General features: G+C 61.2%; 25 protein-coding genes, 3 tRNA genes and 1 pseudogene. 12 read left to right on the forward strand and 17 right to left on the reverse strand.

All coding sequences use genetic code 11. From position 1 onward, the window contains the following. Positions 1-51 precede the first annotated feature (51 nt). The 5 genes from PPN31114_RS17435 to PPN31114_RS17455 form a co-directional block, all read right to left on the reverse strand. On the reverse strand, positions 52-480 hold the full coding sequence (locus PPN31114_RS17435; RefSeq protein WP_150681124.1) for an HNH endonuclease: 429 nt from the start codon (positions 478-480) through the stop codon (positions 52-54). A 311-nt stretch (positions 481-791) separates the two neighbouring features. After that, positions 792-1,409 carry a hypothetical protein gene (locus tag PPN31114_RS17440; RefSeq protein ID WP_150680769.1) on the reverse strand — a complete coding sequence of 206 codons (618 nt, stop codon included), beginning with the start codon at positions 1,407-1,409 and terminating at the stop codon, positions 792-794. A 237-nt stretch (positions 1,410-1,646) separates the two neighbouring features. Beyond that, positions 1,647-4,391 carry a VapE domain-containing protein gene (locus PPN31114_RS17445; RefSeq protein WP_150680770.1) on the reverse strand — a complete coding sequence of 915 codons (2,745 nt, stop codon included), beginning with the start codon at positions 4,389-4,391 and terminating at the stop codon, positions 1,647-1,649. A gap of 153 nt (positions 4,392-4,544) precedes the next feature. Further along, positions 4,545-4,922 carry a hypothetical protein gene (locus PPN31114_RS17450; protein WP_150680771.1) on the reverse strand — a complete coding sequence of 126 codons (378 nt, stop codon included), beginning with the start codon at positions 4,920-4,922 and terminating at the stop codon, positions 4,545-4,547. Between the two features lie 3 nt (positions 4,923-4,925). After that, positions 4,926-5,435, reverse strand: a complete 510-nt coding sequence (locus PPN31114_RS17455) for a phage regulatory CII family protein (RefSeq protein ID WP_150680772.1) — start codon at positions 5,433-5,435, stop codon at positions 4,926-4,928. Between the two features lie 209 nt (positions 5,436-5,644). On the opposite strand from PPN31114_RS17455, the gene PPN31114_RS17465 reads away from it, so the two are divergent. The 9 genes from PPN31114_RS17465 to PPN31114_RS26635 all read left to right on the forward strand — a co-directional run bounded on the left by PPN31114_RS17465 (position 5,645) and on the right by PPN31114_RS26635 (position 11,045). After that, entirely contained in the window at positions 5,645-6,382 is a 738-nt protein-coding gene (locus tag PPN31114_RS17465; protein WP_174988168.1) for a helix-turn-helix domain-containing protein, read from the forward strand. Between the two features lie 586 nt (positions 6,383-6,968). Then, positions 6,969-7,262 carry a hypothetical protein gene (locus tag PPN31114_RS17470; protein ID WP_150680775.1) on the forward strand — a complete coding sequence of 98 codons (294 nt, stop codon included), beginning with the start codon at positions 6,969-6,971 and terminating at the stop codon, positions 7,260-7,262. 221 nt (positions 7,263-7,483) lie between these two features. Beyond that, positions 7,484-7,876: a beta-hexosaminidase gene (locus PPN31114_RS17475; protein WP_150680776.1), complete on the forward strand. Its 393-nt coding sequence runs from the start codon at positions 7,484-7,486 to the stop codon at positions 7,874-7,876. Then, the gene (locus PPN31114_RS17480) at positions 7,873-9,168 is read left to right on the forward strand and encodes a transcriptional regulator (RefSeq protein WP_150680777.1); all 1,296 of its coding nucleotides are present in this window, start codon (positions 7,873-7,875) and stop codon (positions 9,166-9,168) included. The genes PPN31114_RS17475 and PPN31114_RS17480 overlap by 4 nt, the downstream gene beginning before the upstream one ends. Before the next feature lie 134 nt (positions 9,169-9,302). Further along, entirely contained in the window at positions 9,303-9,887 is a 585-nt protein-coding gene (locus tag PPN31114_RS17485) for a hypothetical protein (protein ID WP_150680778.1), read from the forward strand. 4 nt (positions 9,888-9,891) lie between these two features. Continuing rightward, positions 9,892-10,074, forward strand: coding sequence for a hypothetical protein (locus tag PPN31114_RS17490; protein WP_150680779.1), 183 nt, complete (start codon positions 9,892-9,894; stop codon positions 10,072-10,074). Continuing rightward, positions 10,071-10,274 (forward strand): hypothetical protein, encoded by a 204-nt coding sequence (locus tag PPN31114_RS17495; RefSeq protein ID WP_150680780.1) that lies wholly within the window; start codon positions 10,071-10,073, stop codon positions 10,272-10,274. The genes PPN31114_RS17490 and PPN31114_RS17495 overlap by 4 nt, the downstream gene beginning before the upstream one ends. After that, positions 10,271-10,723, forward strand: a complete 453-nt coding sequence (locus PPN31114_RS17500) for a hypothetical protein (protein WP_150680781.1) — start codon at positions 10,271-10,273, stop codon at positions 10,721-10,723. The genes PPN31114_RS17495 and PPN31114_RS17500 overlap by 4 nt, the downstream gene beginning before the upstream one ends. Further along, complete coding sequence (locus tag PPN31114_RS26635) at positions 10,716-11,045, forward strand: helix-turn-helix domain-containing protein (protein ID WP_174988171.1); 330 nt, start codon at positions 10,716-10,718, stop codon at positions 11,043-11,045. The genes PPN31114_RS17500 and PPN31114_RS26635 overlap by 8 nt, the downstream gene beginning before the upstream one ends. On the opposite strand, the gene PPN31114_RS17510 is transcribed toward PPN31114_RS26635, so the two are convergent. The 5 genes from PPN31114_RS17510 to pgsA form a co-directional block, all read right to left on the reverse strand. After that, the gene (locus PPN31114_RS17510; protein ID WP_150680782.1) at positions 11,010-12,173 is read right to left on the reverse strand and encodes a site-specific integrase; all 1,164 of its coding nucleotides are present in this window, start codon (positions 12,171-12,173) and stop codon (positions 11,010-11,012) included. The genes PPN31114_RS26635 and PPN31114_RS17510 overlap by 36 nt on opposite strands. 158 nt (positions 12,174-12,331) lie before the next feature. Next, a tRNA-Cys gene (locus PPN31114_RS17515) sits at positions 12,332-12,405 on the reverse strand. A gap of 113 nt (positions 12,406-12,518) precedes the next feature. Continuing rightward, a tRNA-Gly gene (locus PPN31114_RS17520) sits at positions 12,519-12,594 on the reverse strand. Positions 12,595-12,643: 49 nt separating this feature from the next. Further along, positions 12,644-12,719, reverse strand: a tRNA-Gly gene (locus tag PPN31114_RS17525). A 176-nt stretch (positions 12,720-12,895) separates the two neighbouring features. Further along, on the reverse strand, positions 12,896-13,489 hold the full coding sequence (pgsA, locus tag PPN31114_RS17530) for a CDP-diacylglycerol--glycerol-3-phosphate 3-phosphatidyltransferase (RefSeq protein ID WP_150680783.1): 594 nt from the start codon (positions 13,487-13,489) through the stop codon (positions 12,896-12,898). 176 nt (positions 13,490-13,665) lie between these two features. Here pgsA and kch point away from each other — a divergent pair, with 176 nt between their 5' ends. Beyond that, positions 13,666-14,901 carry a voltage-gated potassium channel protein gene (gene kch, locus PPN31114_RS17535; RefSeq protein ID WP_246182616.1) on the forward strand — a complete coding sequence of 412 codons (1,236 nt, stop codon included), beginning with the start codon at positions 13,666-13,668 and terminating at the stop codon, positions 14,899-14,901. A 118-nt stretch (positions 14,902-15,019) separates the two neighbouring features. On the opposite strand, the gene uvrC is transcribed toward kch, so the two are convergent. Then, positions 15,020-17,311 carry an excinuclease ABC subunit UvrC gene (uvrC, locus tag PPN31114_RS17540; RefSeq protein WP_246182617.1) on the reverse strand — a complete coding sequence of 764 codons (2,292 nt, stop codon included), beginning with the start codon at positions 17,309-17,311 and terminating at the stop codon, positions 15,020-15,022. A 110-nt stretch (positions 17,312-17,421) separates the two neighbouring features. Here uvrC and earP point away from each other — a divergent pair, with 110 nt between their 5' ends. Both earP and efp read left to right on the forward strand, forming a co-directional pair. After that, entirely contained in the window at positions 17,422-18,669 is a 1,248-nt protein-coding gene (gene earP, locus PPN31114_RS17545) for an elongation factor P maturation arginine rhamnosyltransferase EarP (protein WP_150681128.1), read from the forward strand. Positions 18,670-18,807: 138 nt separating this feature from the next. Beyond that, positions 18,808-19,365, forward strand: a complete 558-nt coding sequence (gene efp, locus PPN31114_RS17550; RefSeq protein ID WP_150680784.1) for an elongation factor P — start codon at positions 18,808-18,810, stop codon at positions 19,363-19,365. 172 nt (positions 19,366-19,537) lie between these two features. Here the strand turns inward: efp and nagZ are convergent, their stop codons facing one another. From nagZ to rnc, 6 genes and pseudogenes are all read right to left on the reverse strand, one after another. Further along, positions 19,538-20,572, reverse strand: a complete 1,035-nt coding sequence (gene nagZ / locus PPN31114_RS17555) for a beta-N-acetylhexosaminidase (RefSeq protein WP_150680785.1) — start codon at positions 20,570-20,572, stop codon at positions 19,538-19,540. Next, entirely contained in the window at positions 20,572-21,021 is a 450-nt protein-coding gene (acpS, locus tag PPN31114_RS17560) for a holo-ACP synthase (protein WP_150680786.1), read from the reverse strand. Before acpS ends, nagZ begins: the two co-directional genes overlap by 1 nt. Before the next feature lie 24 nt (positions 21,022-21,045). Beyond that, positions 21,046-21,807 carry a pyridoxine 5'-phosphate synthase gene (gene pdxJ / locus PPN31114_RS17565; RefSeq protein ID WP_150680787.1) on the reverse strand — a complete coding sequence of 254 codons (762 nt, stop codon included), beginning with the start codon at positions 21,805-21,807 and terminating at the stop codon, positions 21,046-21,048. Next, positions 21,804-22,811, reverse strand: coding sequence for a DNA repair protein RecO (gene recO, locus PPN31114_RS17570; RefSeq protein ID WP_306439734.1), 1,008 nt, complete (start codon positions 22,809-22,811; stop codon positions 21,804-21,806). Before recO ends, pdxJ begins: the two co-directional genes overlap by 4 nt. After that, positions 22,798-23,691: a GTPase Era gene (era, locus tag PPN31114_RS17575; protein ID WP_150680788.1), complete on the reverse strand. Its 894-nt coding sequence runs from the start codon at positions 23,689-23,691 to the stop codon at positions 22,798-22,800. The genes recO and era overlap by 14 nt, the downstream gene beginning before the upstream one ends. Before the next feature lie 60 nt (positions 23,692-23,751). Continuing rightward, positions 23,752-24,675: pseudogene (gene rnc, locus PPN31114_RS17580) on the reverse strand (ribonuclease III); the annotation flags it as partial. Positions 24,676-24,718 lie beyond the last annotated feature (43 nt).

Raw genomic sequence — 24,718 nt, forward strand, 5'->3', positions numbered from 1 at the left:
CTGGCAAAAGCGCCTCAGAGATTGACCCACCCCCTCCCCGGCCGGTCATCGTCACCGACCGGGGGTTGCTTGTTTTGTGAGCAGACCCTGTGCCGCCCGGGATCGGCCGCGCTGCTTCTCGGCATCGGTCTTTGCGGCATGGCACGAACGACACAACGTTTGCAGGTTCGTGTCGTCGTCAGTTCCGCCCTCTGCCTTCGCGACGATGTGATCGCACCAAGCGCTGTAAGGCGTGTCACCCACTGGTTTGATGACACCCGCCCGCAGGCATTCTTGGCATAGCCACTTGTCACGCGCGAATACGCGTTGTCGCTTTGCTTCCCACCCAGCTCCGTAGCCTCGCTGCTGCCGCGTGCCACGCTCGCGATCAGCGAACGAGCCACGCGCAACGCGCTTGTGCTTGTCGCAATATGCCGAGCCGTCGCGAACGAGCGCGCGACAATTCGGCTCTCGGCATGGGCGGGGAGCGCTCGATGGCATACGTTCACGAAATAGGTGCTCGCCGCACGTCCATAGCGGTGGACGGCGACGAGCGGTCGGCCGCGAGGAGACGGGCGCGGCCGGTTGGACAAAACAAAAAGCCCCGAACGCTTTCACGTTCAGGGCTTCACTGTGTTCTTCGCAATCATCTAGGGCGGACCTTCCCCAACCCCACCTCGCAGGCTCCGATTGTTATTTTTATGTCCCGAGAGGTTTGCACGACTAACGCGCGGTGCCAGCGATATCCCGAAACGTCGTAACGTCCAACAGGATGAAACGGATTCTATTTCAAGATATTTCGGATTGCAACATTATCTCCATCGCATCTGCTTTTTCACCGTCGCCTCTGTTGCCGCATCGACCTCATCCAACAACGCCAGCATTGCTGCGAACAGACGTGACCAATGTTTGCGATACACCTCCAGATCTAAACCCATGCACCGCGCTCGTGCTGCATCGTCTTGTGGCGCACGTCCGGTGCCACCGCAACCCGGGCACTGCAAGAGCGGAGCTGCCGCCGCCTTCGACTTAGACATACGGGGGATCCATCGGCGACCGTGGCACGTCACGCACAGATCAGCCACCCATTCGGTAATGACACGAGCCGCGAACCGCTCGACGATATCCACGCTACTCCGCTCCACATCGAATCCCATGCGAGCATCCCTACGGTCAGCCTTCGTCACGCCCGTGAACTTCGACCGCTTGAACTTACCCGAAGCCCGCACGCGGCTTGCAAGTATCAGCGTCGCACGCTTCATTCCCGCATGCTTCACGTCTTGCCCGTACTTCATGCGCCACAGCAGACGCCCCAACTCGTCTGCGAATGCGAGAGCACCCAAAGTTACTTGGGGATCCATCGCGGCATCAGCGAGTTGGCTATGCGGATTCATCGCAATCCCGGCTTGCTCTTTGTAGTCGACACTCATTGCATGCTCCCCCGTCCCAATGTCCCAACGTCCCAAAGAAAAAATGAATGCTTGGGTGTGTGCGCCTGCGACGCGGGCGACGTGCGCACTCTCGCCTGCACGTCGCACACGTCGCACGCATCACGCGCACGGAACCGTGGCGGCGCATGGGACATTGGGACATGGGACGGCGATTCAGCGCGCCGTTGTCCGCTGTCGCGCGCGCCAATGCCAGCGGTTAGGCGCGCCTCGCTCCGATCAAAGCGGCACATCGTCGGCCTCGTCGTAAGTAACAGGCGGAGGCGGAGGCGTGGGCGCTACGGGTTCGGCTGGACGCTCGTAGTACCACTCACGTGCGCCGGTGCTCTCACGCTTACGCACCCAGCCGATAGACTTGAGAGCCTTGCCAACGCGCCGCTGCTCGGCCGGGGTCCACTTCGAAATGTCGAGCTTGAGCACGTCAGCCAGAATCTGCTCCGTAGTGATCTTGCTTTCGGACAGATGATGCAAATGCCGTGCGATCATCGTCTCGTACACGTCGCCTTCGTAACGCGCTTCTTGCTCAACAGAGAACAGAGGCTTTTCGTGGGCCAGCACCTGCCACGGCGTCGGCTGCATACCGCCCGCTTCGTCGTTCGCCTGCTCCCACTCCAGATACTCGGTAAATGCTTCGGCCCAAAGTTGATCGCGGTCGCGAGCAAGGCCAACGAAATCGATGACGTCAGCAGTCTTTACCGGCCAGTAGCGACGATTGCCGGACTCATCCTTCAGGTACGCATCGAAGTTGACCGAGCCGCCGACAACCCACTGCCGTGGCACGTCGATAGCCCGCCGCCCATAGGGCGGGCGGAACGTATCAACCGCAGTCGTGAAGAACTTCTTAGCGAGCGACGAATCGGCTTTGTTCAACGCATCAAGCTCGGCCAGCTCAAGCACCCATTTGCCGTTCATCACGACATAGGTGTCTTTGTCGCCGATGTTGATATGGGCGTCTGTAAACCACTGCTGCCCGAAGAGCGTCGCGAACGTACGCGACTTACCTGCATCCTGCTTACCCTCCAAAATGAGGATGTTGTCCATCTTGCAGCCGGGGCGCATCACACGGCCAACAGCGCCGAGCAGCCACTTGAACCCGACCAGACGCGCATACTCGGTATCCTCGACGCCCAAGTAGTCGACGAGCCACGAGCGGAGGCGGCTCTTGCGATCCCAATTCGGGCGAACGGATTCCAAGTAGTCGCGCACGACGTGGTACGAGCTGCGCTCAGCGACTAGGAAAGCCGCCTCCATCGTTATGTCTTGCTTCGGACTGAATCCGTAGCGCTGGCCGAGCCACAGCACGCACCGGGCATCGTCGCGGTCGGTCCATTCGCCCTCGATGCCGCCTTCGTCGAAAGGAGGCGGCTTGAGCTTCATGACTCGACCGGAGAACTGCTCGAACCCGAGCACGCCCGCCCATGCCGGATCGTTGAGCAGGATGGCGAATACGTTGTCGAGCGCCGGAAGTACAGCACCGGAATTGTCTGCGCGACGTAGCCGCGCCCGCCAATGCTCCTCTTCGTCGCCATCGCCTCGCATGGCTCCCGCTGCGCCAGCAGACGAAGGGGTAGCCGCCGATCCCGCAACCTTGCGTCGACCGTTGGCGTCCACAGCCGTGACGATACGGCGATCTTCCATGACCTCCAAAAGTCGAGACGCGCGCGCGTACGAAATCGAAAGTAGCTTTTGCAGATGCCCAACCGTTGCGCGCCCGTGCTTCGTCACCGCATCGACGGCTGATTCGTAGAGCGGATCGTCTTGCGTCTCAGCAGATTGCAGGTGCGCATACGGCGCGACGCTTGCTGGATCCGCCCCCATCGCAGCCAGTACCGCAGCGCTCACCTGCTGCCTGACCACATGCAAGCCCTCTTCGACATGCAAGTCGTTAAAGTCAGTCAGCTTTCGATCGCCACGTGCTTCGAACGCTGGATACGTCACGCTCGCGTTGCCCACTTCGGCTGCCGCTTCGTGAGCCGCTTTGCGGCCTGCGTTTGCAAATGACTTCGTGCGCGGCGCAGTGCTTGCACCGGCCGTCGTAATCGTCGCAAGCAGCCACTCGACGGCAAAGGCGTCGGCCTTGCGTTCGATACGCACCTGCACTGCGGTTTCGCCGCGTTTGAGCGAGAGTGCGTCACCACCGATCTGCGGATCGCCTTCATATCCGAATTCGTCGGCCAACCAATCGCGCGCACGCTGCTCGATCTTCCAATCGTCATCGGCGAGAAACAGCAGATGCGCGCCGGGATGGCTCTTGCGGAGACGCTTGGCGCTCTCCATCAGCCCGCCCGCGTCGAACGCGACCACGACCGGGATTGCATCCTCCAGCGCCATACGCACGGATCTGGCGGTCGCGTAGCCTTCGGCGATGCCGACGACCTGATCGTCGGCCGAGACACTACCGAGTTGGCAGGCGGTGCCCACCTTGTCCATACCCGCATTGAAGCGCTTAACGCCGTCCGGCGAGATCTTTTGCAGCCCCGCAAGGTGCTGCGTCTCTCCGTAGACGACCATGGGCACAAGAATTTGGCCTTCGGCATCTACGCGAACGCACTCGGGTGTGATCTGCTTTTTGTCGAAATAGGCTGACGCGACGGCATGCGCCTCTGCCGCGTCCCACTGTGCGTTTGCACGATTGGAGGCATTCTTTGCCGCTTTGGCCTTCTTTTCCGCCTCTGCTCGGGCAACATCCTCCTGACGGCGCTTGACCGCCGCGAGATCATCTGCCGTTACGGTTTCGCCAATCCACTCAAACTTTGTGGCCCCGTTATCGTGACCCGACCAGCATCCGTAGGCGCCGGTATGGCCGATCAAACGGCCGTCTCTCCACACCTCATGCAAGGCGTACCAATACTTTTTGCCCTTCCCGTACCGATGGTGCTTGTCGTCAGCGATGGGGTGACCCTCGGGTAATGCCGGGTGACCCGCCGCCAACAGTTGCAGACGGATATCGTCAATACTTGCCATCGTTATGCCGCCTCGATCTGAGCCATGCGCACAGCCTTGCGCCAACGCGCGCGGCCCGCCACAAACGCGCAGGACACCGACGCCCTACGGAAACGGAATGCGGGGCGCATATGGCCCCGTGCTTTCATTCGCAAAGTCACTTGTTGCCCCCGGTTAAACCTTGCCGCGCAGGCGCTGCCATTCAGCGTTATGAAGCGTCTTGAAGCGCTCCGTTTGCTCGGCAGTGAAATGGCCCGCGAGGAAGTGAAAGAAAGTTCGACGTTCGTCGAGAGTCGGGTATGTGGCGCAATAGCAAGCCGCCGCCTCTATGAAGGTGTCTACGTATCCGCCGCGACGTGCCTGCACAAACAGAACGTTGGGCGGGAACACCGCGAGAAGTGAAGTGAGAAATTCGGGCAGACGGCGGGGGGCGTGCGCCGCAAGACGTGCGCTCTCAAAAGCAACGCAGTCGAGCTGCGCGTCGAGATCGCAACAAAGCCCCGCCTTCGCGCGGTACTTGTTGCAACACACCATCCCCGGACCGAACTGCATCGATCAGGAGTTGTGCTGTTGGGCGAGAATTCGCGCGCGGGCAAGTAGCCCGTCGAGCGTTCCCTGAGTCTCACGGACCACACGGGTGATTGCGTCCAGCTCATCGAGCGAGATCCGTCCGTCATCGATAGCCGCGATAACTTCGGCCGCAACCGAGCCCGTGTGCTGCCCAAGCGTGAGCGCGTCACGCGCGAGGCCTGACACGCACTGATCGCCACTCATCTGCGCCATAGGTACGGCACGCATGCCGTACTGCGCAGCGAACGCGGAAATCGCATCGCGTGCGTCGACCCGGCCACGTTCATCCAAAAATTCAACGAGCAATCCGAACATTTCGAACGAGATACGGTTTTCGCCTTCGTTGCGCAGGCGAAGTCGAAGCGACTCCGGCGAGATCTGACGGCCACGGCGTGCCGAGAGGAAATTAGCCGCATCCGCAACACCACCGGGAGTGGCGCGTACAGCGTTGTAGAGCACGTCGAGCGGTTCTGTTTCGCGATACTTGTAGGTCATGCTGGCCCCGTTTCTTTGATACGTGTGCGTTTCATCGTGTTAACCGCCGCCGAAGGTCACTACAGTTCAAGGCGTCACACGACAGGGAGAAGAGAAGGTGCTTAAACAGAACTCAATCCGCAGGGGATGCGTTGCCGGGCGTCGCATGACCGTCAGGGCAACTCGCGAAGTAATCGTGCAGGGCTTGCACGGTCGAAACACGGGGGTCAGTGACCACGCCGCTGGCGACCTTTACGACCGTGTGGTACGGCACTCCGGACTCGCGGGCGATTTCAGGCCACTGGCGTTTGCGTTCTTGCAATTTGGTGCGGACGGCCTCAATCCAACTTGGCTGGTTTGGCTTCATTTCCGTGATCCCTCGATTGATTAACCGAGAGAATAAACCATCGATGGCTATTTTTGCAATCGACAATTGGTCACAAATGGCTATCCATCCTTGGCAAGATGGGTTTATGGCTACCGCAAAAACGACCACTCCGACGAAGCTGCAAGCACTGCTGGCGAAGAATGTCCGTCAGCAAATGGACTTGCGCCCCCACCTCGACACTCAGGCGAAGTTGGCCGTGCGCGCGGGCGTCACACAAAGCACGGTCGGGAGAATTTTGCGCGGGGAAGTGTCACCGCTTCTATGCAACGTAGAGGCAGTCGCCGAAGCACTCGGGGTAAGTGTGACCAGCCTGCTAGTCGAAGAAAGCACGAGCGACGAGATCCAATACGATCACGAAGCCTTCGCACGACTGCCCCCAGCCGAAAAAGAGAAGATCAAGTCATACATCGGATTCGTCATTGCAACGAATCGCGGCCTCAGCTTTTCCGAAGTCACACCCGCAAGCGCAGAGCAGGCCGGAGACATTACCGCAGCGTCCAGCAGACCATTAGATCACAGGACGCTGACGCATAATGAAACGACCAGTTCATCAAAGAAACGAGCAGTCAAACGTAGTTAGCCTTAGTGACGCCCGCGTCGAGCGTGCTACGCAAATCGACGCCGCTGCCCATAACACCGGGGTTCGGCAGCAAGCAGTCCTCAATGCCACCCTTCGCGCATTCGAATCGAAGGAGTGCGCACCTGTGGCCGCAGCGCAGGTTTTCGTCCGCGCCGACGGATCCGTCGAGACGTGCATACAGAATGTTGAGCCGGAGCACTTTGGTCCGATACTCGCCGCACTTCGCCGAATCCAAGACGTTCTACTCGGAGCATCCCTAAGCTCCCGACACCGCCCTCGCCCCCGCGAGCGCGGTGCAATCGACACAATCCTACTCGCCTCCACCGTCCAGATTGCGGGCTTCGCCGCCGCAGCGTACATCAACACCAATCCGTGGATCGACGTTCTGCTGACGGTCGGGGGCGAAGCAATCGCCATCGCCGCTAGCCGCTACGCAATATCCAAGCTATAGCCAAGTTTGGCGTTTTTACCACAATCAAGATGCACAAAAATAAGGCAATCCCCACTTAATAGCCATTGATGGCTTGACACTAATAGCCATGAATGGCTATTCTCCGCTCCAGTAACTACCGAAGCGGAGACAGTCATGCCCACTTTGTTATCTCAACGTTTGAAGCAGCACGGCACGACGCAGACCCTGCGCGAACTTCCCGCCGTGCTGCCGACCGGATTCACCGCAGCAAGGCAAAGCGACTTTGCGCGTCCACGTCGCGCACTGTGCCTGTGCTTGCTATCTCTCGCGGCCGCAATCGTCTACGCGAGCAGTGAGCGGCCCCAAGCGCCCACGCCGCAACCCGCTAAACGCAGCCCCGGGGTCATCCGCACCAAATGCAGCTCCGATTGCCTGCATCCCACCCGACCGCTTCGCCGCTTCGTGTGAGCCTCACCATGCCGAAGCCCGATACGTTCGACGACGAGACGCTCGCGCGCGAATTCCGCCTACTCCGCTGCCGAGGCTCTCCGTCAGTTGCTCTCGCTCACCCCGGCATTCGCCGATGCCTCGCCAACTGCGCGGAACTCCGCCAGCAGCGCGAGAAGCCGAGAAGAGATGCACCGGATCTGAAACGACTTTCAGCCGGTGACAAAGATGAGTGACCAGCCATGACCAAGCCTTTCATTCTCCCCGGCCCGGACCGGGATCAACGTTCCGACACGATCAGTCTCATGAGTACCACGAGCTACGATCCCGCTGCCCCGCGTCCAACCACGCCGCTGCTGATCGGCAAGTACGTCGTCTATCGCAAGCCGCTCGCTGGCACGCCGCTTACCGTCTACATGATCATGTTCGGCAACGTTGTCGCGGGGACTCAGGTATCCCTGCCGACCAAGGCCGATTGCGACACCGCCACGAAGCGACACCGCGCCGCACTTGAGGCGCGCGCTGCCGAGCAAGCCGCACGCGATGCACAGATCGCGGAGCGGGATGCGAAGCGAAAAGAAGCGATGGACAAGCGCAAGGCAGCGAACGCCGCACGCGCAAAGGTGGCCGCATGATCGACTCACGCCAAACTGATCTAGCTGCCGAGCCGATCATCACAGGCAACACGAAGGCCGCCGTGAAGGAAGCAGGAGGCGGTTCCTCCGACTTGTGGATCATCGATCCCCGAAAAGTCTTTCACGACCCGCGTGACAATGCGCGCCCCCTCGACTACGAACGCGTTGCCCACCTTACCGCGCTCATGCTCGCCAACGGCTTTGACAAGACGAAGCCCATCGGCTGCTTCGTGCGCAAGGTTGGCGACGAGAATCGCATCTACGTTCATGACGGGCAGCATCGTCACTTTGCCGCGATTGCGGCAATGGACTCAGGGAAGTGGTCGCGACCAGAGATCGTCTTTGATCGCGTGCCGCTCATCATCCGGGATGCCCGGACGGTTGATCGCCGGACATTAATCATCACCGGCATTACAGCCAATGATGGCGAAAGACTCACCCCACTCGAACTTGGCGGGCGCATCGCAGAATTGCAACGAGAGGGGATGACACAGGCCGAGATCTGCGCCGCACTGAACATCACCGGCCAGACTGTGCGCGACGTCATGCTGTTGCTCGATGCTCCGACCGAACTGCATACGCTCATTCGCGACAAGGCGATCACGTCGACGCTTGCCATCAAGACGATTCGAGACGTTGGCCCGAGCAAAGCTCTTGGCGTCATCGAAAAGGCGCTCTCCGTCGCTACCGAACAGGGGCGAACCAAGGTTACGCAAAAGAACCTTGACCTGCCCAACAAGCCGAACGAGAAAAGCTCACCCAAACCCGCCGCCGAGAAAACTAAAGGAACAAGCGCTATTGGCGATGCGTTCGCAAAGCAACTTTTGTTTGCTACCGTCGCCGCGTACAGCAGTCCGACGTTCGGCGAGGACTCCCCGGGCTTTGTCGAAATATCCACGGTGCTTTCGACGTTCTGCCGCATCCACTCGACAACCGACGATGAGGCCCCCGTGGCTGTAGCGCACGAATACGGCATGCTCGATAGTCGGGCAACCGAATTCATTCGCTCGCCCAAATGGGCTGGAAGCTACGTAGAAATTAACGTCGCGCGTGGCGAGTCGGGCAAGTGGTACTCATCACGGTCTTATCAGATCGGCACGACATATCAGGGCGGCCCTGTGTCGCATCATGGCACCGGGCATTCAACGCGCCGTCTCGCCATTGCGGCAGGCGCCGTCGCACTCGCCGACCAACTGCGACACAACCAATTCACCCGCGACAACAAGCACACTCACCGAGCCGTCAACTGGCTCGAAGAGCTTGCCGTACGCGCACTCACGGGGGCCGTTTGATGGGTTGCCCGGCCATTTCTACCCCATGTCCGCTGCCGCGACAGCGGGAAAGGGGGGCAAACGACAAGTCGCCCCAAACCAATCCCACTGCACACGTCAGCGCGGATGCGCCTGCATCCGAGGAATTTGTCCAGATGAACGAAGCGCCGCTCGCGCGGCGCGAAATCCAGATTAACGAAGGCGTGGCGCTTACGCGCCCCGCCCAGCCGGAGGGCTCTACCATGACACACGAAATCGCTGGCCTGACCACGTACGGCGGAGTACACCACTTCTCAGCATCGATGGATGACGATGGCACGCACGCGGGTCACGCGCTGCTGCCGTGCCCGATGTGCGGCGGCAACGATCTTGAGCTTGCGAATACTCATACGCCTAGCTACTGGATCGAGTGCTGTGACTGCGAGACACAGGCTCATGGAGATTTGCCGGAAGGCGGTGGCGGGACCATTCGGACGCGACGAGCTTGCCTTCGCTTGCACAAGGCAGCTATTGAAAGCGCAGTAGCGAAGTGGAATGCACGCGCAGCTGCGCCCGCCTCGGACAACACTCACGCCCAAGCCTTCGCATCGTTTCACGTTAGCGACGACGACGCCCTTGAATGGGCCAGACGACACAATCTCGAAGGCGCGCTGCGGCACTCTGGCGAAGCACGTCAGGCGATCGAAGATGCTCGGTCCCTCCATTTGCTCATCGCCGAACGCGATGCAAAGGGGGCGTAACAGAATGAAGTACACCCGAGAACAACTCCGCTCGATGGCACGCACTGCACTGCAAGCCAGAGCCGAAAGCGACGAGCGCTATCTGCAACTCGTCGTTCAACTCAGCATGCAACTCGATATGCCGACCGACGAAGTAGAGCAGCGCATCGTCATGTTGGCGCACGACGACGCCAAGGAGGCCGCGTGACACCGATCACTTTCCCCGGCTATTCCGTGGGTGCGCGTGAAGTCACCGTAATCGCTGAGCGAATCCTTGCATGGTGGCCGATTGACTACAACGGCGTTCACGGCACATGCATTCAACTCGACACGGGCAAAGAAATCAATGTCCGCGCATGGTCGACTGAAGTCGACCGAGCCGTCGTCGCGGCCGGGAGCAAAGCATGACCCACAATTACATGATGAGCCAAGCGAGCGAGTTCGATCTGCAACTGATGGCCGAAGCAGGCAGGACAATTGGACTGCGCACGCGCATCGAGAACTTTCGCGAGCTTCGTGTGGTCGCCTTTAGCGCAGCATTGCTTGGCGACTTCGACCACCCCTGCGTGCGAATTCGACACCGCTACAACCCGCTCGACGATGACAAGCAAGCGTCCACACTGGCAGCAGTCGCCTGTATCAACGTGTACCACATGCCGGATGCAGACGCTTGCCTTGCCGAAACTTATGCACGCTCATCGGAACCGAACGGCCCGCCGCGACTAATACGGGAATCGGTTGACTATATGTCGAGATCTGCACGAGATAAAACTGCGGCGATGCGTCGGGCGGTTGTAACCGTGGCTGCGGCACTGTACCGGGCCGCGCTGGAGGCGGAAGGGGGCAATCGTGTCTAGAACGTTCAACATCGCGGAGTGTGCACAGTTTCTCCACATCCACGAATCGACCGCGCAGGATCTCGCAAAGGCTGGCGAGCTTCCCGGCTGCCAGATCGGGCGGGCGTGGGTATTCCTAGTGGACGATCTTGTCGCATATCTGCGCGACCAAGTGCGCACGCAGCAAATGCAGCGACTGGCCGAGCAAGAGGTTTCACGTGGGATCGACGCGGCAACGGCACGTATTCCGCCTACGCCGATCCCGCGCCCTGCTCGCAAGGCCCGAGCAAAACGCGTGTATCAGCCTTTACCAGAGGTGAGTAGCCAAGTTGCTTGCGCGTAGGTTCGCGTACCGACTCAGCATGCGCGGGTCTTTATGGCCCGTGATCTTTGATATCTGCAAGTCCGAGAGCTGCGTCCGCTCGTAAAGGCGCGACGTAGCCTCATGCCTCAAGTCGTGAAACCGGATCTCGCCGCACTTCGCCATATCGAACACGCGCGAGTATTGCCGGGATAGCAGCGACGTCACCCTCGCCAGCTCCACGCGAGAGACTTCACCAGACCACCACGGGAACAGCCGGACGTCGGCCGCGTAGCCTTCCATGCCTCGCGTGCCGCCGTCGACGTGCGCGAGGTATTCCCCGAGCACCCGCACGGCCACACTCGAAAGCGGCACCTGTCGCCTGTCACCGTTCTTCGTCTTGTCGAGAAAGATCGTACGCGCGGCAATGTCGATCTGATCTTGTGAAAGCGTGAATATCTCGCGCATGCGCATGGCCGTCTCTAACGCCAGGTCGAACATGCATTCGAGCGCAGCGCGATAGGCGAGCGCCAACGGCCGCTCACGATCCTCGCGCTTCTCCCCGTTCAACACCGCACGAATTGCGGCCTCCTGCTTCGCGTCTAGCCGCTGCTCGCGCGATTCGTCACGCTTAGCCGCCTTCCCCTTTCCGACCGCAGCGAGATAGGCCACGTCGGCGTCAGAGTAGGTCGCGTAACGCTTGGGCAGCAATCCGAGCGGGTTAATCACCAGCTCAGGGTATTGGCCGGATCTGCACGCCCACGCGAAACACCGACTGAGCGCCCCGACGTAATGGCGGATCGTCGACGGTGCGAGATTCTGCTCGCGCTTCATGTCGGACACCCAACGTTCGACCCACTTGTAGTCGAGCGTCAGTAGCGGCGTTTTGCCGAGACGCGCGTGAATGACGTTTAGCAGCGCTCGATCTTCGTCAGGCACATGCAAAGCAACTTGGTATGCACGATTCAGTTCGGCGAGCGTCAACTTACCGGCCGCAGTCGGCGCAAACTCTTCGGGCACGACACCCGCATCGAGCAGCGCTTCGAGACGGCGCACATACTCGTCGCCCTCGGCCTCGCTCTCAAATCGCAGATAGATTGGTTTGGGCAGCAGAGCGCTGCGCTTTACGACGTACTCCCACGTACTACCCCGAAGCCTTTTAGTTGCCATTCCTCAACTCACGTACACGGCAAATATTCATGTATTCCGGGTGGCAAAGCACCTAATCCCGGGTGGCAGAGACGGGTTTATACCACTTTTGGCGGGTATACGCGGCGATGAAACGGGGAGTAGAAAAAGAAAAAGCACTGTAAATACAGTGCTTTAGATGGAGGCGGGAGTCGGAATCGAACCGGCGTACACGGCTTTGCAGGCCGCTGCATGACCACTCTGCCATCCCGCCATCGGGATATGCCGCATTGTAACCACTCGGTGTTGCCATCGAGGGCGCCCTTCGGATCGATCGCCGTGGGCTTTTCGGCAAATAAAAAGGGAAGCCAGGCTTCCCTCTGGATTTGGAGCGGGAGACGAGTCTCGAACTCGCGACCTCAACCTTGGCAAGGTTGCGCTCTACCAACTGAGCTACTCCCGCATGACACCCGACATCAAGGCTTTATTCACTCAATGTCCAGTGTAAAAACTGGAGCGGGAGACGAGTCTCGAACTCGCGACCTCAACCTTGGCAAGGTTGCGCTCTACCAACTGAGCTACTCCCGCATTTTCATGCGTACTACCAATCCAACACTTCTCAAAATTTCGCTGCCGGGCTAACGCCGTAGCAGCGAGAAGGAGATTATGTCCAAACGCCGATTCAGTGTCAAGCACCTGCACTGAAAATTTGTGAAGATTTTTTGCCTCCCTCGCGCAAATCCCGCACTTTCAGCCACTTACGCTCACATCTGTGCGCCGCCACGCTCACGAATCTGCGGCCACGCGCGGCGCAAATAATACAGCATCGACCACAACGTCAGCACCGCCGCCACGTAAATCAGCCACGTGCCCCAGAACCGCGAATCGAACCGCAAGCCGTTCCACACTACCGTGCCGTTGAACAGCAACAACGGAATCGCCACCATCTGCGCCGCCGTCTTGATCTTGCCCAATTGATGCACCGCCACGCTGCGCGACGCGCCAATCTGCGCCATCCACTCACGCAACGCCGAAATCGTAATCTCGCGGCCAATGATGATCAGCGCCACCAACGCGTTGATCCGGCCCATCTGCAACAACATCAGCAACGCCGCCGCCACCATCAGCTTGTCGGCCACCGGGTCGAGAAACGCCCCAAACGCCGACGTCTGATTCCAGCGACGCGCCAGAAACCCGTCAAACCAGTCGGTCAGCGCCGCCAGCACGAAGATCGCACACGCCACCCAATTCATCTGGACCGGCGTCAACCACGTGGTCGGCAAGTAATAAACGCCGACCACCAGCGGGATCAGCACGATCCGAAGCCAGGTCAGGAAGATGGGGACATTAAAAGGCATGGCAGCATGAGTTCGGCAAACGGCAGTCGACACACGGCGCACTCGGCAGCCGTACCAGACCCGCATTGTGCCGTGTATGCCCCGCAGCGACAAGGCCGAGGCACCGCTACGCGGTTGACATATGCGTCACTGTGCCCCTATCTTGCTCGCAACAACCCGCCATTAGCACCGATCTCGTGAAACCGCTCTGGTCGTCTCTGCCCGCCCTGCGATGGCGCCTGCTCCCGCCGCACGTCATCATCAGCATGCTGGTCGGCCTCAACGGGCTGCTGCTCGTCGCCTCCGTCTTGCTGCGCGTGCCGGGCAGCCTGCTCATCGACCTCTTCGTGCGCGGCGACCTCTCGGCACTCGAGCGCATCGAAGCCCGTCACCTGCCCCGCCTGCTCTTCGGCATCAACGCCATCGAGCGCATCGATTTCTCGCATCTGCCCCGCGCACTCGTCGGCCTCTCGCTCGTTGCGCTCAGCTGCGGACTCGTCATTCGCGCCCGCACCGCATGGGCCTTCTCGCTCGTGATGCTCGCCCTCGCGGCGATCATCAACGTGCATCTCAATATCCGCTTCGATCTGACCTTTGCGCTGTCGATCGTCAGCATTGCGCTGCTGCTCTGGTACTGGCGCGAATTCGACCGCGCGAGCTTCGCCGCCGCCACGCTCTACACGCTCGTCGCCGTGTTCGCGCTGGTCGTCTATGCCACGTTCGGCACGATGTATCTCGGCAGCGAGTTCGCGCCGCCGGTCACCGATCTGGCCACCGCGTTCTACTTCGCTATCGTGACGATGACGACCGTGGGCTACGGCGACATCGTGCCGCACTCGACCGACGCACGGCTCTTTACGGCCTCAGTCATCATCTTCGGCATCAGTGTGTTCGCGACATCGCTCACCGTGGTCATCGGTCCGCTCGTCGGGGGCAATCTCAAGAAAATTCTCGCGGGGAGGTTTACTCACGTGATACGCAAGCAACACTTCATCGTGGCCGGCGCATCGCCGCTCGCCATCAACGTGCACCACGAACTCACGAAACGTGGCTGGCCCGTCACTGTCATCATCGCGAGCGGTGTCGACAACCCGTATCCGGAAGATGCCGATGTGATCCACGGCGACGCAAGCGATAACGCAGTCCTCACGCATGCCGGGATCGAACATGCGAAGGCCGTGTTAGCCCTGCGCTCCGACGATTCGGAGAACGCCTTCATCGTGCTCGCGGCCAAGGAAATCGCGCCGGGCGTGCGCACCATCGCGTCAGTCAACGACAGCAAGCACCTGAGCAAGCTCAAACGCGTGCAGCCGGACATGATCTTCGCGCCGCCCGTCGTCGGCGGCGAATTGCTCGCGCGCACGCTCTCCGGGGAAACCGTCGATAACGATACGGTGATGCGGCTACTGTTTCACGGGGATACGGAGAAGTGAGCGACACCGAGCGATGTTCGCTGCCCAGTTGACATGGATGCCGAGCCGTCGCCAGTGACGACTCGGCAGGACGATGGATGCGCTCCGACAAGGGCGGCTATCCTCCTCGTCGCCAGCCTCAGTGAAGCTGTCGGTAGATCTGTTCCGCCAGCGTTGTCGAAATACCTTCCACGCTCGCCAGTTCGTCAACGCTTGCCGACGCCACGCCTTGCAAGCCGCCGAAGCGCATCAACAAGCGCTGACGGCGTTTGGCACCGATGCCTTCGATCTCTTCCAGACGCGACGTCTGACGTGCTTTCGCCCGCTTCGCGCGCATCCCGGTGATTGCAAAGCGGTGCGCCTCGTCGCGAATCTGCGCGATCAACATGAGCACCGCGCTTTCCCGGCCCAGTTCCAGCGGTGCGCGGCCATCGGCGAAGATCAACGTCTCGAGCCCCACCTTACGGCCCTCTCCCTTGGCAACCCCCACCAAGCGGCTAATGTCGATGCCCAACTCGACGAACACCTGACGCGCCACTTCCACCTGGCCCTTGCCACCGTCGATCAACACCAGTTGCGGCAAATTGGCTTCGACGTCAGACACGTCGGTGACTGCGGCGGCATCTGCTGCGACGTCGGCCGCAGCGTCTGTCGTGGCGTCTGTCGTGGCGTCTGTCGTGGCGTCTGTCGTCGCGCCGTCCGCTGTGGCCGTTGTTTGCTGCGCGTCGTCGTGCGACGCCGTGTCAGGCAGTACCGCCGTCTCGGCTTCGGCGCGCGCCACATCGGCGGCGACGGACGTCGGGTCTGCGGCATCGCTCACCGTCAGCGCCGCCGCCTCCATCAACCGACCATAGCGGCGCGTGAGTACCTGACGCATCGCGGCATAGTCGTCGCCCGGCGTGATGCCAGCAATGTTGTAACGGCGATATTCGCTCGTCTGCATCTTGTGATGATGGAACACCACGCACGATGCCTGCGTCGCTTCCCCCTGCGTGTGGCTAATGTCGAAACACTCGACCCGCAGCAAAGCCGCATCGTCGATGTCGAGCCCGATGGTCTGCACCAACTCGCGCGTGCGCGCCTGCTGGCTGCCCTGCTCCGTTAACAGACGCGTGAGCGCGAGTTGCGCGCCTTGCAGCGCCATGTCGAGCCACGCACGCCGCTGTCCCTGCGGTTGACGCACCATCGCAATACGGCGGCCAGCCTGCTCGGAGAGCGCCGTCAGCAACTCGTCGCTGGGCAATGCGTGACTCACGACCAGCACCGGCGGCACCGATTGGCCCAGATAGTGCTGCGCCACGAAGGCTTCGAGCAGACGCGATTCGAGTGACGCGGCAGGCGTGTCGGACGGCATGTCCGAAGCGATCTCGGCAGCGACGGCCGGATCGGCATCGATAGGCTCAACGTCAGTGGCAGCGACGGCGTCGGCCGACACGACATCGTCCTCATCGAACTCGTCGGCAATGCCGCCTTCGACACCCCGTTCCACATGCGCCGGGAAATACGCCTTGTCGCCCAAGTGGCGGCCACCGCGCACCATCGCGAGGTTCACGCAAGCGCGGCCACCCGCGTAGGCCACCGCGAGAATGTCGGCATCGACATCGCCCGCCGTTTCCACCGACTGCTGCTGCAACACGCCGGAGAGCGCTTGCATCTGATTGCGCACGACCGCCGCTTGCTCAAACTTCAGCGCCTCGGCGTACGACATCATCTTCGTCTCCAGCGCACTGAGCACTTCGCTCTGACGCCCGGACAGGAAGGCGGCGGCGTTGTTCACGTCGCGCGTGTAATCGTCGTCGCTGATCGCACCGACACACGGCGCACTGCAACGCTCGATCTGATGCAACAGACACGGGCGCGTGCGGTTGGCAAACACCGAGTCTTCGCACGTGCGCAGCTGAAACACCTTTTGCAGAATCTGAATGCTCTCACGCACGGCCCACGCGCTCGGGAACGGGCCGAAATACTGCCCCCGGCGATCGACCGAACCGCGGTAGTACGCCATGCGCGGGTACTTGTGCTGCGTGAGCTTGAGAAACGGGTACGACTTGTCGTCGCGAAACAGGATGTTGTATCGCGGGTGCAGCGCCTTGATGAGGTTGTTTTCCAGCAGCAACGCCTCGGTCTCCGAGCGCGTGACCGTGGTCTCCAGCTTGGCGATGCGCGCCACCATCAACGCAATACGCGGCGAGAGTTGTGTCTTGTTGAAGTAACTCGAGACGCGCTTCTTCAGATTGCGCGCCTTGCCCACGTAGAGCACGTTGCCTGCGGCGTCGTAATAGCGATACACGCCCGGCAGGTTCGGCAGTTGCGCGAGCACTTTGCGGGCGTCGAATTCGGGCACTGAAGGGGCGACGGTCTCCGCCCCGGCGGCGGTTTTCGCTTTGCGTGACTTGCGGGGTGGCGTGACGTCGTGGGCGTCTTCGGTCATGAACTCTAAGATTCGGATGCGTCCTGCGGACAGCACAGCGGTGCTGCCACGTGTCACAAGGACTAGAATCGCAAGTTTAGACCAATCCGAGTCACCGCTTCTCAATGTCCCTGCCTACGTCTCACCCCGCTGTGCCCGCCCCCTCGTTGCCCCTCGTGCCGCGCTGCGATCTCTTCTGCACGGTGATCGACAATTTCGGCGACATCGGCGTGTGCTGGCGGCTCGCCCGCCAATTGGTGCGCGAGCATGGCTGGTCGGTGCGGCTATGGGTCGATGACCTGACGAGCTTCCGCTATCTGCGCCCAGAGATCGATCCCGGGCTCGCCAAGCAACGCTGCGACGGCGTGGACGTCCGCCACTGGGGGGCCGACTTCGGCCCGATGACCGACGACAACGCGCCAGGCGATATCGTCATCGAAGCGTTTGCCTGCAACGTGCCCGAACCCTATGTGCAGGCCATGCACGCGCGCAAGCAAGCCGGAAGCCCTCCCGTGTGGATCAATCTGGAATATCTCAGCGCCGAAGATTGGGTGGACGACTGTCACTTGCAACGTTCGGTGCATCCGCAACTGGGATTGGTCAAAACCTTCTTTTTCCCCGGCTTCACCGAACGCACCGGCGGGCTGGCGCGCGAGCGCGAGTTGTTCTCGCGACGCGATGCGTTCTATGCCTCGGCCGACCTGCGCGACGCTTGGTGGCAACGCACGCTGGGGTTGCCCGCAGCACCCCAGGGTGCCCTCGTCGTCTCGCTATTTGCGTATGAGAACGCTGCACTCCCGGCCCTGCTCGCTCAGTGGGCCGCCAGCGACACGCCGGTGGTGTGTCTCGTGCCGCAAGGACGCGTCGCCCCGGGCGTCGGCGAGTGGTTCGGGCGCAGCGCCTTGGCGCCGCGCGAGTCGGCAACCCGTGGATCGCTGACGGCTTATGGCCTGCCGTTCGTCCCGCAGGCCGATTTCGACACGCTGCTGTGGGCGTGCGATCTGAACTTCGTGCGCGGGGAAGATTCGTTCGTGCGGGCGCAGTGGGCCGCAAAGCCGCTGGTCTGGCATATCTACCCGCAAGAGGACAATGCGCATCACGAGAAGCTGGACGCGTTTCTTGGCCGATATTTGGCTGAAATGGCTGAAACGGCTGAATCGGCCGCGAACGGCGGTGGTTTGTCGGTCACCTCGCGTGAAGCCTTGCGCACCTTCACCCATCTCTGGAATGGCTATGCCCAGACGGCACCCGACTGGCCGGCGCTGGCGGCCGCATTGCCCGCGCTCACCGTACATGCGCGCGGCTGGGCAGACAAGCAGGGCGCCCTTCCCGACCTTGCGCGACAGTTGGCAAGCTTCGCGGAAAATCAGGTAAAATAGCTGGTTTTTCAACGCTTTGCTGCTGAACCTGCTGCCCCGGACCGTTCCGGGCGGGCGCGGGAATCAAGCGGCGAATGGGCGTATGGAAGCGCTCAACAAGCGGCAAATCGCTTATTTCGTCACAGGATCTCGTTTTTTATGAAAACCGCTCAAGAACTCCGCGTCGGTAACGTCGTCATGATCGACGGTCAGCCCAACGTCGTGCTGAAGACCGAATACGTCAAGTCGGGCCGTAACTCCAGCGTCGTCAAGATGAAGTACAAGAAGCTGCTGACCGAAGGTCGCGGCGAATTCGCGTACAAGGCCGACGACAAGTTCGACGTCGTTGTGCTCGACAAGAAGGAAGTCTCCTACTCGTACTTCGCCGACCCGATGTACGTGTTCATGGACGCCGACTACAACCAGTACGAAGTCGAAGCCGAAAACATGGGCGACGCAATCAAGTACCTGGAAGCCGATATGAAGTGCGAAATCGTGCTGTACGAGGAAAAGGCTATCTCGGTCGAACTGCCGACGACGCTCGTGCGCAAGGTTGAGTACACCGAGCCGGCCGTCAAGGGCGACACCTCGTCGGGCCGCGTGATGAAGAACGCCAAGATCAACGATCTGCTCGAAATTCAAGTGCCGCTGTTCGTCAGCACCGACGATTTGATCGAAATCGATACGCGTACCGACGAATACAAGAGCCGCGCTTAAGCGATTGCCCGCCGCCTGCGCCGTCTTCGGATGGCGCGGTGCGAAGCGCAACGCAGTGGTGAAAAAAAAAGCGCTCGTCCCTTCGGGGTCGAGCGCTTTTTGTTTGGCGGCTTGCTTGGATTGAACCCGAACGGCTGACTACGCCTCCGGGCTCATCGTCGATCCCGCACCATCAGCCGCCGAACGTCTCCGCAATCAATCGCTTCGCCGCTTGATATTCCGGCTGCGCGAGCATCTTTTCCCAACCGTGCACTTTGCCGCGGCCCTTGAGATGCTTGATACGGCGTTGCGACACCGTGTCGATCTCCGTCTTCATTTCTCGCAGCATACGGTCAGCCTTTTCCGGGCTATTGCAGATCAGCACCATGTCGCAGCCCGCATCCATCGCCGCGTGTGCCGCAGTCACGACGTCACCCGCGGCGCTCGCACCCTGCATCGACAAGTCGTCGCTGAAGATCACACCGTCAAAACCGTACTTGCCACGCAGAATCTCCTTGAGCCACTTGGCCGAGAAGCCTGCCGGGTTCGGGTCGACCTGCGGATAGATCACGTGTGCTGGCATCACCGCCGACAACGACATGCCGAGCCAGTCGTAGGGCTGTGCATCGACCGAGAGAATCTCGTCGAGTGAGCGTTCGTCGACGGGAATCTCGTGGTGCGAATCCGCCGCGACGAAACCGTGGCCCGGGAAGTGCTTGCCGCAGTTCGCCATACCGGCGAGCAGCAGGCCGTGATTCAAGCTCTTGGCGAGCATCGCCACCACGCGCGGGTCGCTGTCGAACGCACGGTCGCCGATCACCTGCGACGTGCCGTAATCGAGATCGAGCACCGGCGTGAAGCTCAGGTCGATATCGCACGCACGCAACTCGGCGGCGAGCACATAGCCCACGGCCGTCGTCACGCGCGTGGCCTTGAACACGTCCTCGTGCCACAGCTTGCCGAGCTTGCCCATCGCGGGCAGATGCGTGAAGCCGTCAGTGCGAAAACGCTGCACACGACCGCCCTCGTGGTCGACCGCAATCAGGATGTCGTCACGCACGTCGCGAATCTGCTTCGTGAGCGAACACAACTGCGCGCGATCGTCGAAGTTACGCGCGAACAGGATGACACCTCCGGTCAGCGGATGGTCGATGCGGCGAATGTCGTCTTCGCTAAGGGTCAATCCGACGACGTCCAACATCACCGGACCCGGCCTGCGCTTCGTCATTACGTTTTCTCCGATGCAATTTTGCGTGAAGCGATCGCGAACGCGACCGCGTATTCCTTTTCGTCCGTGATCGAGATTTCGATCGACAGCTGCCGGGCGGCCAGCCATTCGGCCAACTCGCCCGACGCCACCACAACGGGTTTGCCCGACGGGGCGTTGAGCGTCTGCACCGCGCGCCACGTCATCGGCCAGCGCATGCCGAGACCGATGGCCTTCGACACGGCTTCCTTCGCAGCAAACCGCGTACACAAGTACGCGAGTCCGCGAACCGCAGACCGGTTCTGACGGGCGTGATAAACCTTGAGTTCCTCCGGCCCCAGCACGCGCTCGGCGAATCGGCCGCGCGTACGCTCCATCACGCCCACGACGCGGCTGATCTGGAGGATGTCGGTGCCGACGCCGTAGAGCGTCGTCGGTGCGTCGGGCGGGAGCGGATCCTGAACACTCATGGGGTCAACGTCCTGCGGCGCGGCTCAGCCGCGCGCAGCGATGCGGCTGGCAACCATGATCGCCTTCATCTCGCGCACGGCATTTTCCCAGCCCGCGAAGATGGCGTGCGCCACGATGGCATGACCAATGTTGAGTTCGCTAATGCCCTCGATGGCCGCAATGGGTTGCACGTTTTCGTAATGCAAGCCGTGACCGGCATTGACCCGCAGCCCCAGCGACAGACCCAGCGCCACCGCACGTTCGATGCGGGCGAATTCCGCTTCGCGCGTGGCCTCGTCATGCGCCTCGGCATATCGGCCGGTGTGCAGTTCGATCGCCGGCGCACCCATGCGGGCAGCGGCGCGAATGGGGGCTTCCTCGGGGTCGATGAAAAGCGACACGCGGCTGCCGACTTCGCTCAGCCGCTGCGTCGCGGCGGCCACTGCGTCATACAGGCCCACGACATCGAGACCGCCTTCGGTGGTGAGCTCCTGACGGCGCTCAGGCACCAGACACACATCGTGCGCCTTCACCTGACAAGCGATGGCGAGCATCTCTTCGGTCACCGCGCATTCGAGATTCATGCGGGTCTTGAGCAGGCCGCGCAAGTTCGTCACGTCGTCGTCGCGGATATGGCGGCGGTCTTCACGCAGGTGCAGCGTAATGACGTCTGCGCCCGCTTCTTCGGCCAGCAACGCCGCTTTGATCGGGTCGGGATACGCCGTGCCGCGCGCATTGCGCACCGTTGCGACGTGATCGATATTTACCCCCAGGTCGATGGGGTTGCCGTGGAAGAAGAGGCTCATAGTTTTTGCAGGTCGAGCAGGATCTGCCGGGTATTGAGCGGCACGCCGCCCAAATGATGGTTGAGAAGAAAGCGCATGAGTAGCTTGCTTTGCTGCACGGTCTGCGCGCGCGTGTAGTCGTCCTGCTCCATATCGAGCAGCGTCTGACCACTCACCACCGGCCAGTCGGGCGACTCGCCGCCGCGCGCGGGCCGTACCCCCCAATCGGGATGGAAAACATATTGGCGATCGCACACCACCTTGCCACGCGTTTGCGTACAGCGATCAAACGCCACCGCGTAGCCGGTCTCGCGCAACAACACGCGCTCGAAGGCCCGCAGAATGATGCCGGCCGGCTCACCATGTGCAAGGTGATGCAGCGTCGTCAGGTAATGTTGGAACAGTTTGTCGTGCGGGTCGTCACGCGCACAAAACTTCACCAGCAATTCGTTGAGGTAGAAGCCGGAGAGCAGCGCATCGCCTTCGAGCGGACGCAGGCCACCCACCCATTCGGCTTTGGTCAGCGTGCGCAATTCGCCCTTACCCAGCCATGCCAGCGAGAGCGGTTGAAAGGTTTGCAGCACACCGCGCAGCGCCGAATGCGGACGCTTGGCCCCTTTGGCGACCAACGCAATACGGCCGTGATCACGCGTGAGCACGTCGATGATCAGGCTGGTTTCGCGGTAGGGGTAGCTGTGCAGCACGAAGCCCGGCTGCTCGGAGACGCGGCTTTGTTCGCGCTCGGCGGCACGCGCTGGCGACGGTGCCCGACGCGCGCGCTTGGTGCCTTTGGCCGCCGGTTGGGCAGCGTCGGCCTTGCCTGTGACATCAGCTTCGCGAAACGCTTCCGCCGCTTCGTCATCGACCACCCGCGTCGCGGCGCTCGTCGCACGCGAAGTGCGCGTCGAACGGGCTGGACGCGAAGGGCGCGTCGTTTGGGTGGGCGATGCCTTGCCGGGCGTCGGCGCTAGTTCGGCCGACGTGGCAATCTCGTCACTTGCAGTGTCGAGTTCACTCGTAGCCATACGCCCGCAGGCCGGCCTCGTTGTCGGCCCAACCGCCCTTGACCTTGATCCAGACTTCCAGATACACGCGGCCGTCGAAGAGCTTCTCCATATCGACGCGGGCATCGGTGGAGATCTGCTTGAGCTTCGCCCCCTTGTTGCCGATGATCATCGCCTTGTGGCTGTCGCGATCGACCAGAATCGTCGCGAACACGCGGCGCAGATTGCCCTCTTGCTCAAACTTGTCGATGATCACCGTGCTGGTGTACGGCAGTTCGTCACCGGTCCAGCGGAACACTTTCTCGCGCAGAATTTCGGCCGCGAGGAAGCGCTCGCTGCGATCGGTCAGATCGTCTTCGCCGTAAATCGGTTCGCCTTCGAGCAAGTACGGACGCAGCACGCCCAGCAGTCGCTTGATGTCGTCGGCACGCTTGGCCGAGAGCGGCACGAATTCGCGGAAATCGCGGGCTTCGCCGACGCGCTTCAAGAACGGCAGCATCTCTGCCTTGTCGTTGATGCGATCGAGCTTGTTGACGATCAGCAGCACCGGCACATTGTCGGGCAGCAGCTTCATCACCTTCTCGTCGTCCGGGCCAAAATTGCCTGCCTCGATGACGAAGAGCACCACGTCCACGCTCGAAAGCGTGGAGGTGACGGCACGGTTCAGCGAGCGGTTGAGCGCACTGGCGTGACGCGTTTGAAAACCCGGGGTGTCAACGAAGATGTACTGTGCGTCGTCGGTGGTGCAAATGCCCGTGATGCGATGGCGCGTGGTCTGCGCCTTGCGCGAGGTAATGCTGATCTTTTGACCGACGAGGGCGTTGAGCAGCGTCGATTTGCCGACGTTCGGACGCCCGACGATCGCCACGGTCCCGCAGCGAAAATCCGTCTTATCGTTCATGTTTGGAAACTCTCTTGATAGGGGGCCGGCGCTATGCGCCCTCCCCTTGAATAGTACTCAGGCGGCTGCCGGCGGTTGCTTGGCAGCTTCGACCTTGTCAGCCGATTTCTCGGATGCCTTCTCAGGCGCTTTCTCCGAAGTCCGGTCGGCCGCGGTCTTTTCAGCCGCCTTGCCGTGCACAGCCGTCATTGCGGGCACCGGTGCGCTCGTCGCCTGATCGGCCTTCTTCGCCTCGGAGGCTGCCGCCTTCGCCGCGCGCTTCTTGGCAGCCTTCGCACTCTTCTCCGCTTTAGGCTTCGCGAGCGCCGGCATCTTCTGCACTTCTTCAAGCGCCTTCTTGGCCGCGGCTTGCTCGGCCGCGCGGCGGCTGGCACCTGCGCCACCCACCTTGATATCGAGCTTGGGTACGGCGCATTCGACTTCGAACTGCTGGTTGTGCGCCGCGCCGTGCGTGGCCGTCACCGTGTATTGCGGCAGCGCGATCTTGTGACCTTGCAGGTACTCCTGCAACAGCGTCTTCGCGTCCTTGCCAAGCGTCTTCGGGTCGACGTGCTCCAGCACCGGCGTGTAAAGCCGTTCGATCACGGCGTACGCCGCTTCGAAACCGCCGTCGAGGTACATCGCACCGAATAGCGCTTCAAGCGTATCGGCCAGAATGGACGGACGGCGGAAGCCGCCGCTCTTGAGCTCACCCTCACCGAGCCGCAGGAAGTCGGAGACACCCAGCGCCTGTGCAATTTCATACAACGACTGCTGCTTGACGAGATTGGCGCGAACACGCGACAGATCTCCCTCGTCGAGCTTGGGATAACGACGGAACAGAATCGCTGCGACGGAACAATTCAGAATGGAATCGCCGAGAAACTCCAGCCGCTCATTATTGGCGGCACTGTGGCTACGATGCGTCAGTGCTTGGCAAAGCAATTCCGCATCGTGGAAGCGATACTGGAGACGTTCTTCCAGTTGATTCAGAGATTGAGGCATGGCGCAAGTATAGCGCGACGCTCCCGCCCCGGCGCGCCCCGTC

The organism is Pandoraea pneumonica (assembly GCF_902459645.1).
GTDB lineage: Bacteria > Pseudomonadota > Gammaproteobacteria > Burkholderiales > Burkholderiaceae > Pandoraea > Pandoraea pneumonica.

Bases quoted from the DNA above. Each gene is read 5' to 3' on its own strand.
- PPN31114_RS17450 (WP_150680771.1), bottom strand. From the start codon at position 4,922: ATGCAGTTCGGTCCGGGGATGGTGTGTTGCAACAAGTACCGCGCGAAG.
- nagZ (WP_150680785.1), bottom strand. From the start codon at position 20,572: ATGACGAAGCGCAGGCCGGGTCCGGTGATGTTGGACGTCGTCGGATTG.
- pgsA (WP_150680783.1), bottom strand. From the start codon at position 13,489: ATGCCTTTTAATGTCCCCATCTTCCTGACCTGGCTTCGGATCGTGCTG.
- PPN31114_RS17490 (WP_150680779.1), top strand. From the start codon at position 9,892: ATGAAGTACACCCGAGAACAACTCCGCTCGATGGCACGCACTGCACTG.
- PPN31114_RS17435 (WP_150681124.1), bottom strand. From the start codon at position 480: ATGCCATCGAGCGCTCCCCGCCCATGCCGAGAGCCGAATTGTCGCGCG.
- PPN31114_RS17440 (WP_150680769.1), bottom strand. From the start codon at position 1,409: ATGAGTGTCGACTACAAAGAGCAAGCCGGGATTGCGATGAATCCGCAT.
- PPN31114_RS17445 (WP_150680770.1), bottom strand. From the start codon at position 4,391: ATGGCAAGTATTGACGATATCCGTCTGCAACTGTTGGCGGCGGGTCAC.
- PPN31114_RS17475 (WP_150680776.1), top strand. From the start codon at position 7,484: ATGACCAAGCCTTTCATTCTCCCCGGCCCGGACCGGGATCAACGTTCC.
- PPN31114_RS17480 (WP_150680777.1), top strand. From the start codon at position 7,873: ATGATCGACTCACGCCAAACTGATCTAGCTGCCGAGCCGATCATCACA.
- era (WP_150680788.1), bottom strand. From the start codon at position 23,691: ATGAACGATAAGACGGATTTTCGCTGCGGGACCGTGGCGATCGTCGGG.
- PPN31114_RS17500 (WP_150680781.1), top strand. From the start codon at position 10,271: ATGACCCACAATTACATGATGAGCCAAGCGAGCGAGTTCGATCTGCAA.
- PPN31114_RS17470 (WP_150680775.1), top strand. From the start codon at position 6,969: ATGCCCACTTTGTTATCTCAACGTTTGAAGCAGCACGGCACGACGCAG.
- recO (WP_306439734.1), bottom strand. From the start codon at position 22,811: ATGGCTACGAGTGAACTCGACACTGCAAGTGACGAGATTGCCACGTCG.
- PPN31114_RS17485 (WP_150680778.1), top strand. From the start codon at position 9,303: ATGAACGAAGCGCCGCTCGCGCGGCGCGAAATCCAGATTAACGAAGGC.
- efp (WP_150680784.1), top strand. From the start codon at position 18,808: ATGAAAACCGCTCAAGAACTCCGCGTCGGTAACGTCGTCATGATCGAC.
- pdxJ (WP_150680787.1), bottom strand. From the start codon at position 21,807: ATGAGCCTCTTCTTCCACGGCAACCCCATCGACCTGGGGGTAAATATC.
- uvrC (WP_246182617.1), bottom strand. From the start codon at position 17,311: ATGACCGAAGACGCCCACGACGTCACGCCACCCCGCAAGTCACGCAAA.
- PPN31114_RS17455 (WP_150680772.1), bottom strand. From the start codon at position 5,435: ATGACCTACAAGTATCGCGAAACAGAACCGCTCGACGTGCTCTACAAC.
- PPN31114_RS17510 (WP_150680782.1), bottom strand. From the start codon at position 12,173: ATGGCAACTAAAAGGCTTCGGGGTAGTACGTGGGAGTACGTCGTAAAG.
- acpS (WP_150680786.1), bottom strand. From the start codon at position 21,021: ATGAGTGTTCAGGATCCGCTCCCGCCCGACGCACCGACGACGCTCTAC.